The following is a 19,256-nucleotide window of genomic DNA, read 5'->3' as shown; positions in this document are numbered from 1 at the left end:
AAACAATAATTAAATGCATTTTGTCATCCTGAGGAACGAAGGATCACACAAGAAAATCGACAAAGAAATCTCCCAATCTGAATATAAAAAAGATATTTTGGGCGAGCCAGCATTAGAAAAAGGGGCCAACTATCTTTGTCTTTATTCGCCCCTTTTCCTAATGCTGTCGGGCTGTCCGCGCTACTTCGGTAGCTTGCTCCCATCCCTCTCGCGAGCAAAGAGGTTTATTCACGATTCTTTTTTTCATTTTTACTAGGGAAAATCAATAGAAGATGACAAAAGTTATCGATTCTGATTGTGGAATTCCTTGTGTGATCCTTCGTTCCTCAGGATGACAAGATTGAGTGAAGTTTTAAAAGCATTCAAAAAAAAAATCACTCCGAAGAGTGATTTTTAGGGTAATATTTGTGGTTTTGGTTAGATAATTTCATCGTGAAGTTGAAAAAAACCGCGCATCGATTCGAGCGCTTTACTCATTTGGTTCCGGACTGTATTTATTGAAATTCCGAGTTCCTGACTTATTTCTTCATAGCTCATTCCTTTTTTCCGTGACATTTTAAAAATCTGCCGTCGTTTAGGAGGAAGCTGTTTTATAGCTTGTTTTTGGAGTTTTTTGCAGTCGGCTTCCCGAATAGCATAATCTCCATATTCATGTGATTTTTGGCTTTCATAAAAAACAGCTTCTTTTAAAATAACTTCATTTGCTGCTTTATTCAAAACATTAAAAGCCTGATTTCGTGCAATTGTAAAAATATAGGCCTTAAATGATTGTTCTATATCTAAACTTTCGCGATTAAGCCAAACCTTCATAAAAACATCCTGTACATTCTCCTCTGCGGCTTCTTTTGATTTTAGAAGACTAATGCTGTACCCATAAATATCTTGGTGGTATAAATCAAAAAGTTGACGAAAAGCTTTTTCGTTTCCATTTTTGAGTTCACTTACCAATAATTTTTCACTATGGTTGGCAGCTTCTAACAATTTAATTCGCTTTATTTAATTTTAATTGTATTAAACTATCAAAATAAGAGGTCTTGTGTCTGACTTCATCGCAAATATATAAAAATATTATTCGCAACAAATTATATATAAAAAAACTTAATTCTGATTTTTGAGTTAATTTTTAAAGGAAAGATACAAAAAGTACTCGCAGGTCGCTTTTATACAAGTAAGTGTCTTAATGACGCTTTTGCGAAATAAATTTTAATTGAGAATATCACTTTTGAGAATATTCTTATCTGCGAAATATTAAATCTATTTCGAAAATGAGTAATATTTAAAGAAAAAATCCTTTTATCTTTTAAAAAGACAAAAGGATTTGTGTTATAAAAAGAATCAAAAAATGATTCTAAATATTCTTTTACGAATTAGTTTTTCAAATCTTTGATAACTTTAAAAGCTACATCAACTTGATCTTCTCCAACTAAAATAGTAAACTCATTTGAAGTCGAAATTACCTCATTAATGATAATTCCTTCCCAAGCCAAACGTTGGAAAATGAAGTAATAAATACCAGGAACAACAATGTTTTCTTTTGGTAATTTTACAGTAATTGAAGCTAAATTATCTAATTTCTGGATTAATTTTTCTCTCATAAAGTGTTTTTCAACTAAGTGATTTACACTACTGCTGACAACGATATTAGTTTCGTTTACACCACGAGATGAGGTATAAAAAATATCAGATAAAGCATTAATATCAGAGATTAAATCTGCTTGTTTGTTCAAAACAGTTTCTGAAGCAGCAAAAGTGTAATCTGTAAGCTCAGAGCGAACAGTGATTTCACCAATATTCTTAATTACTTTATTGATTTTGTGGTTAAGTTTAAAGTCTAGTTCTTCCGTCAGTCGTTTTAAAGACATTACAACAGCTCCTTGTTTTACTTCTTTTCCAAATTCACTTTCCAATTCGGTCATAATATTTCGCGAAAGTGAAGTTAGGTTAATAATTCCAAGCGAGAGGGCATTCAATAAAAATGGTTTTGTTTTAATGTAGTTTTCTACAATAGAAGAAACAGTTTTCATAATTCTTTTTTTTTTTTGGTAACAGTTGGTTGTTAATTTAACATTGCGATGTTATAATTCTCTGCAAATATAAATAAAAAAACAAATTGTTACAATTATAACAATAAAAAATTATGTTAAAAGTGATAAAAAGCGTCTGTAAGATGTTCAATTGCAAATGTTTCCCCGTTTTTATGGACCGCAATGATATCAAAACGGATTTCTAAATCTTCTGCAAAATCCTTTTCCCTATCGTTTATGTAGGCATTTACTGCTTTAATAAGTAATTGGATCTTTTTTTGCTTTACAAAATCTTGCGGAGAACCGAAATCTAAACTTGAGCGAGTTTTAACTTCAACAATTGCCAAGACAGAATCTTTTTGTGCAATTATATCTATTTCTGCTTTTTGGATTACAAAGTTTCGTTCTAAAATAGAATATCCATTTTCTTCCAAATGAGCCGCTGCGAGATCTTCGCCTAATTTTCCTAAATCGTTATGTTCTGCCATTGTTCTAGTATTAAGTCTCAGTCACAGTTTTCAGTGTGAATCTTAGAAATTATTTTTACTAAATGAAATTGTTGCATGAAAAAACGCAAAATCACAAAGCATTTTAAAACTTTGCGACTTTGCGTCTTTCCAAGATTTTTATGTGGTATTTTTTGAGTTTCCTTAAAAAGGATTGTGCGGTATTATTTTTTAAAAGTAACCGTACTTCCAGAAGCTGTAACTTCTATAGAAACGGTATTTCCCATAATTAAAGCCCTGTTGTCTCTAATATGCCCGGCTGGGAAATTGAAAATTACTGGAATATTGTATTTTTTGGTTACGTCATCAATAATTTCTAAAGCGTTTTTCCCCCAAGGCACTTCGTTGTCTTTCATGCTTGTCATTCCGCCAATGATAATTCCTTTTAGATTTTCAATACAACCGTTACGTCTTAGATTCATCATCATACGATCAATATGATACAGATATTCATCCAAATCTTCGATAAATAAAATTTTATCCTTGCAGTCAATTGCGGATGGAGATCCTAATAAACTGTATAAAATAGATAAATTACCGCCAACTAATTCTCCAGTAGCACTTCCTAAACGATTCATAGGAGTTGGGCTGATAGAGTAGGAAATAGGTTCGTTAAATAAAGCGGCTTTTAACGAGCTTACAGCATCTGGAGTCGCTCTAGGAACCGTTACAGGCATAATGCCATGAATAGATTTGTAACCCATAGTATTCAAATGATTATGTAGAACCGTTACGTCACTAAAACCGATAACCCATTTTGGATGCTGTTTGAATTTAGTAAAATCCAGTAAATCTAACATTCTAACAGTTCCGTATCCGCCTCGTACACACCAAATTGCTTTAATGTTTGGGTTGTCTAATTGCTTTTGAAAATCGGCAGCTCTTTGTTCGTCTGTTCCAGCCAATTGATGATAATCCAATCCAATTGTAGATCCAATTACGGCTTCTAAACCCCAACTATGCAATAAATCTATTGTTGGTTTTAAATTGTCATCGATGTTTTTTCTAGCTGTTGCCAAAAGCGCTACAGTATCTCCTTTTTGTAAATAAGGTGGTGTTATCATGTTTTGTTGAGATTGACAGTTGAATGATTGTAAAGCAAAAATAAGAAATGCGAGTTTACAAAAGGCAAAACGTCTTTTTATATAGTCAATTCGATTTTTATTCATTTTTTTCTTTTGCTTAAATTTATAAAATTAATTTTTAAGGTTTGGTAAATTTAGCCTCCGTATTGTTTTTGCAGTTCGGCCAAAAGCAACATTAAACCTTTATCAGCTTCTTCAGATTGCACATTGGAAAATAAGATAAAAGCTTTGTTGATGTTTTTGCAAATATACACTTTGGTTAAAAATGTTCCTGGATTTCCATAGTGAAAAGAATATTTTAAGCCCGATTTTTCATTTATTTCAGAATACCATCCAAAAGAAAACTCAGGAAAACCAAAATGCATTTTATTAAATTCTTCTTCAGATAATACTTTTGATTTCCCTAACAAACCTTGTAATTGCATCTGCGTAAATTTGCAAAAATCAGGAAGATTTACATTGATATTTCCTGCTGATGAAAGCCAATTTAATTTATAATTTACAAATGGTTTTTCGGGCTTCAAATTTTCATCATGTCCCCACGGCTGGCTTATATCACTAACGTTTGGCTGTCCAAAACCGAAGTTGATATTTAGCTTTTTACCCAATTCTTGCACTAAAGTTTCATAACTTTTTCCAGTTGCTTTTTCGAGCATTAAACCTGCAGCAACAAAACTTGGATTGGAACCATACCATTCTTGTTTTTCAGTAACAATCTGTTTTTGCTTAAAAAACCAGCTTATAAATTCATAACGTTGTTCTTGATTATTTCCTTTAATTTCTTGTTGATTTGGAGTTTCATTTCCATAAGACCAAGTTGGAATTGGCGCTCGAAATGTCAAGAAATCTTGTAAGGTTACGTTATAAATTTCGGGATTACTTTCTGGTTTTAATTCAGGATATAAATCAAAAAATTTAGTATTCCAGTTTAATTTTCCTTCCTTTACTAAAGTCGCTGCGATGTAACTTGTGATCGTTTTTGTGATTGATCCTAAACGAAATAAATCATTAATTTTTGCTTTATGAGAAGACTTGTAACGTTGAAATCCTAAAACGTTAATTTCAAGAATAGAATCTGAAGAAACAACTGCATAAGCTAATTCTGGAATTTTATATTGTTTCCTGATTTCCTCTGCTTTGGAACTATTTTTTTGTCCATAAAATGGATTTGTAAAGCTCATGAATAAAGCAAAAAGCAGTATTTTTTTCATGTTATAAATTGTCAGATTTTTTCAGCAAGATACAAGACTTTTATTAGAAACAAATGTAATATTTTCAGATTTTATTTAAGTAAAAATCTTACAAAATAATTAAATTTGTCTTTTAAAAAATCTTCTCTATGCCTTTAAAATATAAATTTTGTTTGATTTTTCTTTTTTCGCTGACACTTCTGTTTAGTCAACCAAAAAAATACAAAATACACACCGTTGCTTTTTACAATTTTGAAAATCTTTACGACACTGTAAATGATGAATTTACAAATGATGATGAATGGACTCCAAATGGAGCACAACGTTGGACAACAGAAAAATATCAGCAAAAATTAAAAAATCTGGCAAAAGTTATTTCTGAAATTGGAATGCCCGAAAATTCAAATGCTCCAACCTTGATCGGAGGAGCCGAAATAGAAAATCGTGGCGTTTTAGAAGATTTAATAAAAGAACCAAAGCTATTGCCACTAGATTTAGGAATCATTCATTTTGATTCGCCAGACAAAAGAGGAATCGATGTGGCTTTATTGTATCAGAAAAAATATTTTAGACCAACTTCTTATTCGAATATTCCTTTAATTATTTATAAAAAAGAAATTTCCCCAAAAGAAGCAGAAGTTTTGGATGATGAAATAGAAGTTAAAAAGGAAAATAATAATCGAGTTTTTACAAGAGATCAGCTTTTGGTTTCGGGATTTTTGGAAGACGAAGAAATACATATTATTGTCAATCACTGGCCTTCTAGATCTGGCGGAGAAAAAGCAACGACTGCATTTCGGGAAGCTGCAGGAAAATTAAACCGAAAAATTATTGATTCATTGCAACAGATTAATCCAAGAGCAAAAGTATTGACAATGGGAGATTTCAATGACGGACCTTTTAATAAAAGTATAAAAACAGGTTTAGGCGCACGCGGAGTAAAAACAGAAGTTCCAGAATTTGGAGTTTTTAACCCTTTTGAAGAACTTTCCAATAAAGGAATGGGAACAATTGCTTTTAGAGATTCCTGGAATATTTTTGATCAAATTATCATGACAGAGTCTTTAATTAATGCTGATTTTTCGACTTTTAATTTCTGGAAAGCAGGTATTTTCAATAAACCTTATCTCATTCAAAGTTCAGGGCAATATAAAGGCTATCCTTTACGCAATACAATCTCACAAGCTGGGTTTAGCGACCATTTTCCAGTTTATGTTTATTTGATAAAAGAATTTAAATAAGTATTCAGTCGCAGTTGCAGTTTTCAGCCAGAGCAATTAGTCTCAGCAAAACTGAAAACTGCAACTGCGACTGAATACTTTTCATTACCTTAGCTATTCATAAATTTAGTATTTAAAAAATGGCTATAGCAAAACCTTTTAACCTGACCCAATGGATTGATGAAAATCGTCATTTACTTAAACCGCCTGTTGGAAATAAAAACCTATATGTAGATTCTGGAGATTATATTGTAATGATTGTAGCGGGACCAAATGCTCGAAAAGATTATCATTATAACGAAACTGAAGAGCTTTTTTATCAGTTAGAAGGAAGCATAAAAGTTATAATTCAGGAAGATGGACAGCGTAAAGAAATGGAATTAAATGCGGGCGATATGTATTTACATCCTGCAAAAGTGCCACATTCTCCTGTTCGTTCAGAAGGTTCAATAGGACTTGTTATAGAAAGAAAACGTGCTGGACAAGGTTTTACAGATGGTTTGCTTTGGCATTGCGATAACTGCAATCATAAATTATATGAAGTGTATTTTGAACTTCATAATATAGAGAAAGATTTTCTACCTCATTTTGAGCATTTTTACAATTCAGAAGAATTAAGAACCTGCGATAATTGTGGAACTGTTATGGAAACTGATCCTAGATTTGTGGCGAAGAAATAATATTTTATTTTGATAGAAATACGAAACCCGACAGGTTTCAAAAACCTGTCGGGTTTAATAATGTTTATCGTTTAGGATTTATGAAGAAATCCCTTTAATCCTAAAAATCTGTGGCAGAATAAAATTATAACTCAAACTTTTTCCCCTGCTCAGGATAAATAATTTTCAATCCTAAATCATTTTGAGCTTTTAACTGCTCTTTAATTTTTGCAATATTCTTTGCTGGAGGTTTCAAATGTGTTATGATAATTTTAAAGTTTTCAAGAGACCCCTTTCCTGCTAAATCCTCTAGAACATGAAGTTCTTTCATTAAATAATTTGGAGTTAAATGACCAAACAAAAATTTATCCGGCTGTTCGTTCGGAAAAGAAACTTCGATAAAAATCCCTTTTAATTGTTTTTCTTTAACCAATGGCGCAACGGCTGTCCATAAATCACGAAGATTATTGCTTTTTTCTACTTCATCTGGTCCTGTATCACCTAAGTACAAAGCATAATCATTGTTGTTTTTAATTAAGAAAGCAGTACTCTCAAACGGATTAACATGGCTAAGAGAAAAGGCTTTAACCGTCATTTTAGTATTAGTTAAAGGAGTTTCTTCAGTCAGATTTAAAGTTTGAAAATGGTATTTTTTTAAAGGAAAACCTGGACCGGCATCTCCAAAATTTGCCCAAGTCTGATCGTTGAAATAATGGTTTTCCATCATTTCCATACATTTATTTGTGGCATAAACCGTTTTTGAAGAATCAGCAGGAGAATTGATAATCAAACCTGATACATGATCTAAATGTGCATGAGAAATCAAATATCCTTTGATGTATTTTCGTAAAACTTCGCTTGTCGAAACTTTAAAAATTTTCTTTTCAATAGCTTTTTCAATTCCGGCGTTTACAGTTCCGGCGTCAAGACAGATATAATCAGTTGTATTTGATGGAGCTATTAAATAAGCCGAAAGATTTTTTTCATCAATACCACCCATTACGCCTAATGGAACTACAGAAAAAGAGGTTTTTGCTTTTTGAGGAAAAACATTCCATGACATTAAAATTATAAAAAGAAAAAGGCGATAGAAATTATTCATGTTCAAAAAAAATTAGAATTGCAAATTTCATCAATAAAGAGAAATAAAGCACTCAATTTTGGAAAAAATCATTTTAATTAATCCTAAATTTACATTTAGCTAAAGATTTATAGGATGATTAAAAAGGTACTGTTTATACTGTTTTTGTTTTTAATGAGCTCAGAAGTATATTGCTGTGATTGCTCAGGAAAACCATCAATAAAAGAAAATTGGGAGCTAGCCCATCAGGTTTTTATTGGAAAAATTGTTAAAGTAGACAGTTTATTGTATGGAAGTTATGGACAAAAAGTTTATGTTTTTTCTGTAAAAATTAGTAAATCATATAAAGGAGAAATTTTCCCTGGTTATGAGTATAGAGATCTATTGGCTAATGGTTCAGGATCATGTGATAATTATTTCAATATTGGGGAAGAATATCTAATCTATTCTAATCGCAGTAATTATGTATTAAGTAGTTCAATGTGTTCTAGGACAGCTTTGTTGAAAAATGTTGATTTAGAAGAATTATCAGTCTTAGATAAGTTGAACAAAGCCTATTTAAACGATAACGAAGTTAAAGTTTCTAAACTTCGTAATGACCTTGACTATCAAATAGATTTAGTCAAAAATTCATTTCAAGAAAAATTAAAAAGAAAAGATTTAACAATTTATATTTTATCATTACTAAGCTTTATTCTTATTGTAATTCTTCTTATATCATTTTTCAAAAACAAAAGAAGTTTTAAAAGGAATAATTAATTTATAATTCAATTCTAAAACAATATCTTTACATAAAAATATAACAATTTTAACTAAAAAAGTTACAATGACAACAATAGCATCGCAATTTGGAATGAAGGAAGCTCTTGAAAAATTGGGCATCAAAACAATAAATGAAGGAACATCGACAGGAATTAATAATTTTTCTTCTGGGGAAATTCTAGAAAGTTATTCGCCAGTTAATGGAAAATTAATTGCTTCGGTAAAAATGTCAACAGCTGCAGATTATGAAAAAGCAATTCAAACCGCTGCAGAAGCATTTAAAACTTTTAGATTGATTCCAGCACCACAACGTGGTGAAATTGTACGTCAGTTTGGAGAAAAATTGAGACAAAATAAAGAAGCTCTTGGAAAATTGGTTTCTTATGAAATGGGGAAATCATTGCAGGAAGGATTTGGAGAAGTTCAGGAAATGATTGATATCTGTGATTTTGCAGTAGGTTTATCTCGTCAGCTTCACGGATTAACAATGCATTCAGAGAGACCTGGTCATAGAATGTATGAACAATATCATCCGTTGGGAATTGTTGGAATTATTTCGGCGTTTAATTTCCCTGTTGCAGTTTGGTCTTGGAACACAGCTTTAGCATGGATTTCAGGAGATGTCTGCGTTTGGAAACCTTCTGAAAAAACACCTCTTTGCGGTATTGCTTGCCAAAATATAATTGCTCAAGTTATTAAAGAAAACAATCTTCCAGAAGGAATTTCGTGTTTAATAAATGGAGATTATAAAATAGGAGAATTATTGACAGCAGATACGCGTATTCCGCTTATTTCTGCGACTGGTTCGACTAGAATGGGTAAAATCGTAGCACAAACTGTTGCAGGAAGACTAGGAAAATCATTATTAGAATTAGGAGGAAATAATGCTATTATTGTTACTCCAGATGCAGATATAAAAATGACTGTTATTGGTGCAGTTTTTGGCGCTGTTGGAACGGCTGGACAGCGTTGTACTTCAACTCGAAGATTGATCATTCACGAAAGTATTTATGATAAAGTAAAAGATGCTTTGGTTGCGGCTTATAAGCAATTACGAATCGGAAATCCGCTTGACGAAAATAATCATGTTGGACCGCTAATTGATACTCATGCAGTCGAAATGTATGCAGCAGCTTTAAATAAAGTAGTAACCGAAGGAGGAAAAATCCTAGTAGAAGGAGGAGTACTTTCGGGACAAGGTTACGAGAGTGGATGTTATGTAAAACCTGCAATTGCAGAAGCCGAAAATTCGTTTGAAATTGTACAGCATGAAACTTTTGCTCCCGTTTTATATTTAATTAAATATTCTGGAGAGGTAGAGAATGCCATCGAAATTCAAAACGGAGTTGCACAAGGATTATCTTCTGCAATTATGACTAATAATTTACGCGAAGCCGAAAGATTTTTATCTGCAATAGGTTCTGACTGCGGAATTGCAAACGTAAACATCGGAACTTCTGGAGCTGAAATTGGTGGTGCTTTTGGCGGTGAAAAAGAAACTGGAGGCGGACGTGAATCAGGTTCTGACGCTTGGAAAATTTATATGAGACGTCAAACAAATACAATCAATTATACAACAAATCTTCCGCTTGCGCAGGGAATTAAGTTTGATTTGTAATTCATGTTATCTGAAATAAAAAAGGCTTCCAAATTTGGAAGCCTTTTTAGTTAAGTTAGGTTTACTTTTTTATAAGAGTTTGGTTAAATGATCCATCAACAGTATAAATTTTTGCTAGATAAGTTCCAGGAATTAAACTGCTCGTATCGATGCTTTCAGATTTTCCAGAAGTGATTACTAGATTTCCAGAAATATTGTAAATAAGTATTTTTTGTACTTTTTGTTCGGCATCTGATAAATATAAAGTGCTTGAAACTGGATTTGGATATAAAATTATTTTCGAAGTTTCTGTAGTAGTTTCTGTTACTGCTAAATCAGTTGTTACAGCCATTTTTGCAGTTCCTCCGCTATATACTGTGCTAATATAGAATAAATTAGCAACAGAACCTTTTGTTATGGTATGAGAACCAGCAGCGATTGAAGCAGTTACAATACCGGCAGATGCTGTATAGGAAACATTATCTACTTTAATAGTTCCTGTAAAGCTTGAATCGAAAACCAAAGTTAAAGTTGATGCACTAGTTGTTGTATACGTTATTGATGTGCTTGATTCTATTTTTAAACGCTCTGTCAATGTTAATCCGTTGTAGGTTACAGATCCAGGAGTAGAATTCATATTTCCAGTAATAGCATAGAAAGTACTTGTTTTTCCAGAGGTTGTAAAGTTATGAAGCTCAGATCCGCCAGTTGAGCCTGTTGTAACCGTTATTGTTCCCGATGCAGTTACAGGCGTTCCTGCAGTTCCTGATGTTGTTACAGAATAAGATACATTTGCTGTTGGAGTTCCTGTAATAGTTATAGTTTTTGCCGTTGTGTTTTTTACAAAAGACAATCCAGAAGCAGGTAATCCAGTTACAGTTGCATCTGTAGCATTTCCACCCCAAGTAAATACAATAGAACCTATGGCTGTTCCAGATGAAACGGATTGGCTATTGTTGCCAGTAGAAGTCAAAGTTTGATTTCCTGCAGCAGTAACCGTTACAGTTCCTGAACCAGTGGCTGGGGAACCACTAGTTCCAGAAGTTGCAATAGAGTACGAAACTGTTGCAGTTGGCGTACCTGAAATAGTTATAGTTTTAGCTGTAGTATTTTTTACAAAAGTTAATCCAGATGCAGGTAATCCTGTTACAGTCGCATCAGTAGCATCACCGCCCCATGTAAACACAATTGAGGAAATAGCGGTACCGCTTGCAACTGTTTGATTATTGTTTGATGCAGAAGTCAAAGTTAGGGTCTGCGTTCCAGCAGGTGGATTATCTTCTCCTTGTACAGAAACTAGAGTTCCAGTATAGTTTGTAAGAGCTGTTTTTAATGCTGTAATAACTAAAGAAGAAGTATCGTCTGTAGCGTTGTTGAATGTCCATTTTAAATCACCTCCAGAAATACGTCCAGCGTATTGTGTTGTTTTAGTTTTAGCTGTAGCAGGATCATCAATTACTAAATTTTTCACATACAAATTCGCATCCGTGTCAAAATTGTTATAAACATTAGCGCCTGATTTCGATTTTACAGAACTGCTTACAACTTCTCCTCTTGTAGTTGCCACATACGCATCGAAATCTGTTGTAGAGCTAATTTTCCCTGAAATATTATATAATGGATTAGGATCGTTATAAGCTACGAAACGCATATTATTTGTTCCGTTTGAAGCATCAAAAGTATTATTATAAGCTTTAATACTTCCTCCAGCTTCTCCAGAAAATGTTCCCATCGTTCCAGCATTGTTAACTTGGTTGGCTTCATCCCAAATATCAGAACCTTGAAGTGAAGTTAACATTGGGTGTTTACTGTTTCTATAATAATTTCCTTCAACAAAAAGTGAAGATCCCATAGTTGAGCCAGCTCCATATTTAGAAACTCCGTCATAGTAATTGTTATAAATATGTGCTGAATAATAACGCACGCGTGGATGACGTGAATCTGAGTGATCAAACCAGTTGTGATGATAAGTTATATATAAGCCAGAGGTTGTTCCTTCGCTTAAACCTAAAAGGCTAGCTTTTCCATTATCCCAAAAGTGGTTGTACGATAATGTGATATATGTTGAAGTTTTATTGTCTAATGCTCCATCACCTTTTATTTGGTCGGCGTCGCTTCCTGCATTTCCGTAGAATAAATCGCAGTTATGAACCCATACGTGATCATTATCTTGTTGCATTCCTACGTTATCACCTGCAGTACTATCACAGTTCATAAATCCTATATTGCTTACTTCTATGTTTGAAGCCGATTTCAATCTAACTCCCCATCCATTTGCAACGGCATCGTTACCAATACCTTCAATTGTAACGTAGCTTGAAGCGTTGTTTGCGTTTTCAATCACAACATCGCCACCTTCCATAACAGTCATATCAGTGATATTTCCGATTAAGCGAATGATGAATGGACGAGTGTCTTTCCCTTTTTTGATAGCGTAAAGAATATTTTGTAAACCAATGCACGGATTTGAACTTGCACCCGTAATATTCATTGAAATAGTGTTTTTTGTATTTTGGGTAATGTATAGAATTACCGCATTATCTTTTGGAGTTCCGTCTGCTTTGTATCCTCCAGGCACACGTCCACCTTCAAAAGCAAATCCGTTTCTGTCTTGCGCTGCTACAGTTAGATTACCAGTTGTAGCTCCAGTCCCTTCAGTGCCATTTACGACTGGTTTTACTTTTACAGTGTAAGTTCCCGCTTTTAGACCTGGAATGTCAGCACGAAAATAAGAACCATAACTTCTAATAAGCTGGTCATCTATTTTTTTGTCTGTAAATCCATTGCCAGTGTAATAAACATTGTAGGTTTGTGCTCCGCTCACAGGTTGCCATTTTACAAAAACGGACTCAAGCCAGCCAGAAGCTTCGTTAATTTGAACGGTTTGGGCCCATAACTGAACTGTCATAAGAAAGACAGCTACGAAAAGTAGGTTTTTTTTCATAAGTGTTTGTTTAAGATAGTTAATAAATTAAGTAAGTGGTTTAATTGTAATCGATTACACGAAATTATATATTAATTTTTAATACCGTAATTTTTTTACTAAAAAAAATAATATACTTAATTTTTTTGGCTTTTAAAATGTTAAAAATGCAACTAATTGCATTAATTGTAATTTATTACACATTTTGTTTTGTTTGAGGAAAGCCGTATTTTCCTAGCTTTTGATAATTTTAAGATTTGTCTAGGAAGAATTTAGAAGATTTGTAATTTTTTTTAATTACATAAATTACATTTTAAATTTTTGTAAGAAATAGATTCTTTTTGAATTTTGAATAACAGATAATTCTTAGAAGTTTTAAATTTGATTTTTACTCTTATGATTAAAAAAGTAGTGTATAAACATAAAAAAAAGCCTTTCTGATTTTACTCAAAAAGGCTTCTGGATTATTTAAAAGAGACTTTTAGTCTTTACTAGAAAGTTTTGATAAAAGTCTTAAGAATTCAATATACAACCAAACTAATGTGATCATTAATCCCATAGCTCCGTACCATTCCATAAATTTTGGCATTTTTTCTCTTGCACCTTTTTCGATTAAATCAAAATCTAAGAAAAGGTTAAGAGCAGCTATAATGATCACAAAAACACTGATACCAATACTCATCATAGAATTTCCGTAATGAACAGGCGTCCAGCTTGTAAACATTGATACAAGCCAAGAAATTAAATAATAAGTCGCAATTGCCAATGTTGCCGCAACAACAACAGATTTGAATTGTTCTGTAACTTTAACGATTCTAAATTTGTATAAACCAAGACAAACCAAGAAAGTAACAAGAGTTGCACCAACAGCATTGATTACGATTCCTGGAAATTTTAATTCAAATATTGCAGAAATACCTCCTATGAACAATCCTTCGAATAAAGCATATCCTGGCGCTAGGTAAGGAGATAACTGTGGCTTGAATGAAGAAACTAATACTAAAATAAAACCAATAATTACACCTCCAATTGTAGGTAACATCGGATTCATTCCATTAAAAGCCATCCACCATGTTACCATAGCAGCACCGCATAAAATAAGAAATAAGATAGCTGTTTTGTTGATTGTTCCAGACACCGTCATTTCTTGATTGTAATCAATAATCTGAGCTTGGTGTACTTCAGTTCTTGGTTCAGCATTTGATGAAAAACGCTTACTGTTTAAAAATGGATTTTTTGAATTAAAGTTCATATTTTACTACATTTAATTGAATTCAAATATATGGAGATTTTTTGAAGTGCAACCTTAGGAAAGAATTTTTTAACATGAATTTCTGTTCTTTATTTAAGGCATAAAAAAAATCCATTAAAACTGATTTAATGGATTTTCGAATATTTTAATTATTAAAATAATCTTATTTCAACAAGTCTAAAACTAATGATGGGAATAAACCTAAAGCAATGTTTAAAACAATTGATACTATAGCTGTAGCATAGATAAGGAATGGTCTTCCCGTTCTTTCCTGATTAGCTTCCTTAGAATACATTGCAATGATTAATTTGAAATAATATCCAACACTAATAATAGAGTTGATTACGGCAACGATTACTAAACCAATGTATCCTGCTTGAATAGTTTGATTGAACAAGAATAACTTAGCAAAGAATCCAGAGAAAATAGGAATTCCAGCCATTGATAATAATGAAGCAGTAAGAACTGCAGCCAATAGCGGATTTGTTTTTCCTAAACCGTGGAAGTTTGTAATATCCTCATTATCTTGATCTCTGCATACATATAAAATTACACTGAAAGCTGCGATTCCTGCTAATGCATAAGCAGCAGTATAATATAATAAAACCCCAGCTGAAGCAGAAACAGTTAATAATGTCATTAACATGAAACCTGCGTGAGAGATTCCAGAGAAAGCAAGCATACGTTTTACGTTTACTTGTCTCAATGCCATAATATTACCAACGCACATTGAAGCAATAGAAATAATAACCACAATTACTTCAAACGTATGTAAAAGGTCTTGATTTTCTAAAGAAGAAATAACATTCATGCCAGCAATCAGCTTAAATAGAGTTGCAATTGCTACTACTTTTGCTAATGTACTCATTAAAGCAGTTGTTAAAGCTGGAGAACCTTCGTAAACGTCTGGAGCCCAGAAGTGGAAAGGAACTGCTGCTACTTTAAATAGCATTCCGATAATCATTAAAATTAGTCCAATTGGAAACCAAATAGGTAATTCTGCTGATAAAGCACTTTCGTGAATTTCACTAATGTCAAAACTTCCCATTGCTCCGTAAATTAAACAGATTCCGAATAAAATAATTCCAGAAGCAAAAGATCCCATTAAGAAATATTTCATACCCGCTTCGTTACTTTTGATATTCAAACGATCACTTGCAGCAAGCACATATAAAGCGATAGATAAGATTTCAATTCCTAAAAAGAACATTGCTAAGTTTCCAAAAGAAACCATTGCAACCGCTCCAGCTAGTAAGAAAACCTTAATGGCAACATAATCTGAAATTTTCGATGGATGATTTTGGTAAAAATTATGACTTAATGCTACAAGGAAAATGGTCAAAACGATAAACAATGATGAAAAAGCTGTAGAAAACTTGCTCACTGCTATCATATTGTTGTAATAACTTTGTTCTGCTCCAAATTCACAGTAATTAAGTGCCAATACGCCTAATAAACCCAAAATGGTAATAGGAACGATCGCCTTTCTTAAATTAAGAATTTCAAACAATAGGCAGAAAATACCCAATCCTGTTATAGCTATTAATGTATTCATTTTTATCTTTTTGATTTAGGATTTCAATTTTTAAATGTAATCCTAATTTATTTTTTGTTTAAAATATTAGTTCTTATTGATAACTTGTAAAATGTTTTCCAAGCTAGGTGTAATCAAATCTGTAATAGGTTTTGGATAGAATCCGAAGAACAATAAAACAGCGATAATTACCACAAATGAAATTCCTTCGTTAAGTGTAACATCAGCGAAAGTTTTAGAATTAGTTTCACCTAACATTACGTGTTGGAACATTCTTAACATATAGTAAGCTCCCAAAATAATAGTTGTTCCGCCAAGAATAGCAAACCAAATATTGATTTGAGATAAACTGTATAATACTGTAAACTCTCCAACAAAGTTAAATGTACTTGGTAATGCAACAGAAGCTAATACTAAGATTAAAAACATTGATGTGAATTTTGGAGACTGCGTACGGATTCCGCCCATTTCTTCAATTTCTCTAGTTTCATATCTTCTGAAAATCACTTCAGCAGCAAAGAATAATCCAACCACAACAAAACCGTGAGCGATCATTTGCATAACCGCACCTCTTAAACCATCAAGAGTTAAAGTATACGATCCTGCAGCGATTAAACCAACGTGAGCAAGAGAAGAATAAGCTAATAGTTTCTTTAAGTCTTTTTGTCTTAATGCAACGATAGATCCGTAGATAACACCTGCAATTCCTAAAGCAATAAAGATATATATGTATTCTTTTGCTGCGATTGGCGCAAGTGGCAATTGCCAACGAAGCACACTGTATAATCCCATTTTAAGCATGATACCAGATAAAAGCATTGTTCCAACTGTCGGTGCTTTTTGGTACACATTTGCTTGCCAAGTGTGGAAAGGAATAATTGGAATTTTGATAGCATAAGCTAAAAAGAAAGCCAAGAAAATCCAGAATTGCTCGCAAGCTGATAAGTTTACTTTATATAAGTCTTCGATTAAGAAAGAACCAGCTTTTTGGTATAAATAAATAAAAGCAGTTAGCATGAATAACGAACCAGCTAGTGTATAAATAAAGAATTTAACCACTGCTTTTCTGCGTTCTTCAGCATCGCCATTACCCCAAATCAAAGCAATAAAGTAAATAGGAATAAGCGCTAACTCCCAGAAAATATAATATAAAAGACCATCAGCAGCTAAGAAAGTTCCAGTCATAGCAAAAGCCATAAACAAGATTAGTCCATAAAAAGCTTTGGCATTTTTATAGTCATTTCCGAAAGAAGAAAATATGATAATCGGAGTTAAAGCTGCAGTTAATAAAACCATTGCAAGTCCAAGTCCGTCTGCATTTAAAGCGAAAGAAATTTTTGGCTGTGTAATCCAGCTGTTAATTACGCTGATATTTTCGCCAGCGTTATAATTATTCAATAATACAATTGAACATCCTAAAGCCGCTAAACTAAAAAGTAAAGCAACTTTCGAAGCTAGTTTGTCACCAGAAAAATAAGTGGCAAATGCACCAATTAAAAGTATAATTAATATAGTAGAAACGTTCATAGTAATAATATTATTGAGCTAAAAATATATAAGAAACAATTGCACAAAGTCCTAAGACAAAAACAAATAGATATAATCCTATACTTCCAGTTTGTAATTTTTTTCCTTGATAAGCAATTTCGTTTGCTATTTTACCTAATCCAAAAACAAGAGAAGATAATCCTGTTTCGATATAATCTCTAAAAAATTTAGATAGACTATTAACAGGCGCTACAAATACAGCATCGTAAATTTCGTCTACATAATATTTGTTGTATAACACTTTGCTTAAACCAGTAATGTTTTCATCAGTTTCTGGAACATTATCTTGTTTGAAGTATTTTACGTAAGCAATTAAAATTCCAAGTAATCCGCCTAAAACTGCAACACCCATTAAAGTGTATTCTGTTGTACCTAAATGGTGTTCTTCTCCTGCTACTTTTGTGAAAAGAGGAGAAAGGTATTCATTTAACCAGCTGTTTCCGGGTAAACTAATCAATCCGCCAAAAGTTGCCAAAATGGCTAATATGATAAGTGGAATAGTAATTAATGAACCACTTTCGTGTAAATGATGTTTTTGCTCTTCCGTTCCTCTAAATTCTTTGAAGAAAGTTAAGAACATTAAACGGAACATATAAAAAGCTGTCATGATTGAAGCAATCGAACCAACAACGTATAATGGAATACTGTGGTGGAAAGCTGTCAATAAAATTTCATCTTTAGAAAAGAATCCAGAGAAGAATGGAACTCCAGAAATTGCTAATGAAGAAATTAGCATTGTCCAGAATGTGATTGGCATCGCTTTACGCAAACCTCCCATGTTACGCATATCTTGCTCTCCGTGTAATCCATGAATTACAGATCCAGATCCTAAGAATAAACAAGCTTTAAAGAAAGCGTGAGTGATTACGTGGAAAACGGCTACTTCATAAGCTCCAAATCCTAATGCTAAAAACATTAAACCTAATTGTGAAACTGTAGAGTAAGCCAATACTTTTTTGATATCGTTTTGAACCAATCCGATTGTAGCCGCAACTAATGAAGTGATTGCTCCAATAATTGCAATTACAGATTGAACATCAGTTGCAAGGTCGAAAACAAAGTTTAATCTTGTTACCATAAAGATGCCAGCAGTTACCATTGTAGCCGCGTGGATTAAAGCAGAAACTGGAGTTGGTCCAGCCATCGCATCAGGTAACCAAGTGTATAACGGAATTTGAGCAGATTTACCACAAGCTCCAATGAACAAACATAAAGCAGCTAAAGAAAGTAATGGTAAATTTAAGTTAGAAGCTCCAGCAATTGCCGTTTTTAAAGTTGCATAATCTAATGTTGAGAACATTGAACCAATGATAAACATTCCGATTAATAAACCTAAATCTCCAATTCTGTTCATGATGAAAGCTTTTTTCGCAGCATCATTGTAATCTTGGTTTTTATGCCAAAATCCAATTAATAGGTAAGAACAAAGTCCAACACCTTCCCATCCTATGAAAAGAACTAATAAGTTGCTTCCAATTACAAGTGTAATCATAAAGAAAACGAACAAATTCAGATAAGAGAAGAACTTGTGCATGTTTTCATCATCATGCATGTAACTGATAGAGTATAAGTGAATCAAAGATCCAATTCCAGTTACAAAAAGTAACCAAAGAACAGATAATTGATCTAATAAAAATCCAAGATTGATTTTTAAGTTGCTAATTTGAATCCAATCAAATAAAGTAACTTGAATTCCTTTTCCAGTTAAAGTTATTTGATTAAAAAGTAAAAGAGAAACTACAAAAGAAATTGCTACGGCAATAGTTCCGATTGCACCAGAAACTGTTTTGCCTAAGCTTTTTCCAAAAAAGACATTTACTAGAAAACCTAGTAAAGGAGTTAAAACTAAAATTAAAGCTAAATTGGTATCCATTT

General features: G+C 32.8%; 15 protein-coding genes. 4 read left to right on the top strand and 11 right to left on the bottom strand.

Annotated features, from left to right (window positions below; all coding sequences use genetic code 11):
* Positions 1 to 417: 417 nt before the first annotated feature.
* The 5 genes from V6624_RS08915 to V6624_RS08895 all read right to left on the bottom strand — a co-directional run bounded on the left by V6624_RS08915 (position 418) and on the right by V6624_RS08895 (position 4,826).
* Positions 418 to 981, bottom strand: a complete 564-nt coding sequence (locus tag V6624_RS08915) for an RNA polymerase sigma factor (RefSeq protein ID WP_111286297.1) — start codon at positions 979 to 981, stop codon at positions 418 to 420.
* Between the two features lie 386 nt (positions 982 to 1,367).
* Positions 1,368 to 2,024, bottom strand: a complete 657-nt coding sequence (locus V6624_RS08910; RefSeq protein ID WP_008466087.1) for a hypothetical protein — start codon at positions 2,022 to 2,024, stop codon at positions 1,368 to 1,370.
* A 116-nt stretch (positions 2,025 to 2,140) separates the two neighbouring features.
* Complete coding sequence (locus tag V6624_RS08905) at positions 2,141 to 2,512, bottom strand: YraN family protein (RefSeq protein WP_111286295.1); 372 nt, start codon at positions 2,510 to 2,512, stop codon at positions 2,141 to 2,143.
* 182 nt (positions 2,513 to 2,694) lie between these two features.
* Positions 2,695 to 3,594, bottom strand: a complete 900-nt coding sequence (locus tag V6624_RS08900; RefSeq protein WP_095929630.1) for a S66 peptidase family protein — start codon at positions 3,592 to 3,594, stop codon at positions 2,695 to 2,697.
* A 155-nt stretch (positions 3,595 to 3,749) separates the two neighbouring features.
* Positions 3,750 to 4,826: a serine hydrolase gene (locus V6624_RS08895; RefSeq protein WP_338841592.1), complete on the bottom strand. Its 1,077-nt coding sequence runs from the start codon at positions 4,824 to 4,826 to the stop codon at positions 3,750 to 3,752.
* A 128-nt stretch (positions 4,827 to 4,954) separates the two neighbouring features.
* On the opposite strand from V6624_RS08895, the gene V6624_RS08890 reads away from it, so the two are divergent.
* Both V6624_RS08890 and V6624_RS08885 read left to right on the top strand, forming a co-directional pair.
* Complete coding sequence (locus tag V6624_RS08890) at positions 4,955 to 6,046, top strand: endonuclease/exonuclease/phosphatase family protein (RefSeq protein WP_338841591.1); 1,092 nt, start codon at positions 4,955 to 4,957, stop codon at positions 6,044 to 6,046.
* A gap of 119 nt (positions 6,047 to 6,165) precedes the next feature.
* A complete protein-coding gene (locus tag V6624_RS08885) occupies positions 6,166 to 6,705 on the top strand; it encodes a 3-hydroxyanthranilate 3,4-dioxygenase (protein ID WP_111286287.1) in 540 nt (179 codons plus the stop codon).
* Positions 6,706 to 6,829: 124 nt separating this feature from the next.
* Here V6624_RS08885 and V6624_RS08880 read toward each other — a convergent pair whose 3' ends face one another.
* The gene (locus V6624_RS08880) at positions 6,830 to 7,786 is read right to left on the bottom strand and encodes an MBL fold metallo-hydrolase (RefSeq protein ID WP_111286285.1); all 957 of its coding nucleotides are present in this window, start codon (positions 7,784 to 7,786) and stop codon (positions 6,830 to 6,832) included.
* A gap of 114 nt (positions 7,787 to 7,900) precedes the next feature.
* Here V6624_RS08880 and V6624_RS08875 point away from each other — a divergent pair, with 114 nt between their 5' ends.
* A complete protein-coding gene (locus tag V6624_RS08875) occupies positions 7,901 to 8,524 on the top strand; it encodes a hypothetical protein (RefSeq protein WP_162614948.1) in 624 nt (207 codons plus the stop codon).
* A gap of 67 nt (positions 8,525 to 8,591) precedes the next feature.
* Complete coding sequence (locus V6624_RS08870) at positions 8,592 to 10,145, top strand: aldehyde dehydrogenase family protein (RefSeq protein WP_338841589.1); 1,554 nt, start codon at positions 8,592 to 8,594, stop codon at positions 10,143 to 10,145.
* Between the two features lie 61 nt (positions 10,146 to 10,206).
* Here V6624_RS08870 and V6624_RS08865 read toward each other — a convergent pair whose 3' ends face one another.
* The 5 genes from V6624_RS08865 to nuoL form a co-directional block, all read right to left on the bottom strand.
* Complete coding sequence (locus tag V6624_RS08865; RefSeq protein WP_338841588.1) at positions 10,207 to 13,068, bottom strand: T9SS type A sorting domain-containing protein; 2,862 nt, start codon at positions 13,066 to 13,068, stop codon at positions 10,207 to 10,209.
* A gap of 460 nt (positions 13,069 to 13,528) precedes the next feature.
* Positions 13,529 to 14,299, bottom strand: a complete 771-nt coding sequence (locus V6624_RS08860; RefSeq protein WP_338841587.1) for a Bax inhibitor-1/YccA family protein — start codon at positions 14,297 to 14,299, stop codon at positions 13,529 to 13,531.
* Between the two features lie 163 nt (positions 14,300 to 14,462).
* The gene (locus V6624_RS08855) at positions 14,463 to 15,854 is read right to left on the bottom strand and encodes an NADH-quinone oxidoreductase subunit N (protein ID WP_338841585.1); all 1,392 of its coding nucleotides are present in this window, start codon (positions 15,852 to 15,854) and stop codon (positions 14,463 to 14,465) included.
* A 66-nt stretch (positions 15,855 to 15,920) separates the two neighbouring features.
* Positions 15,921 to 17,360, bottom strand: a complete 1,440-nt coding sequence (locus V6624_RS08850) for a complex I subunit 4 family protein (protein ID WP_111286273.1) — start codon at positions 17,358 to 17,360, stop codon at positions 15,921 to 15,923.
* Between the two features lie 10 nt (positions 17,361 to 17,370).
* Positions 17,371 to 19,254 carry an NADH-quinone oxidoreductase subunit L gene (nuoL, locus tag V6624_RS08845; protein ID WP_111286271.1) on the bottom strand — a complete coding sequence of 628 codons (1,884 nt, stop codon included), beginning with the start codon at positions 19,252 to 19,254 and terminating at the stop codon, positions 17,371 to 17,373.
* Between the last annotated feature and the right edge of the window lie 2 nt (positions 19,255 to 19,256).

It is taken from the genome of Flavobacterium ginsenosidimutans, from assembly GCF_037478105.1.
GTDB classification, from domain to species: domain Bacteria; phylum Bacteroidota; class Bacteroidia; order Flavobacteriales; family Flavobacteriaceae; genus Flavobacterium; species Flavobacterium ginsenosidimutans.
Note: the sequence above shows the minus strand (reverse complement) of the source record. Positions and strands in the feature narration are given on the sequence as shown.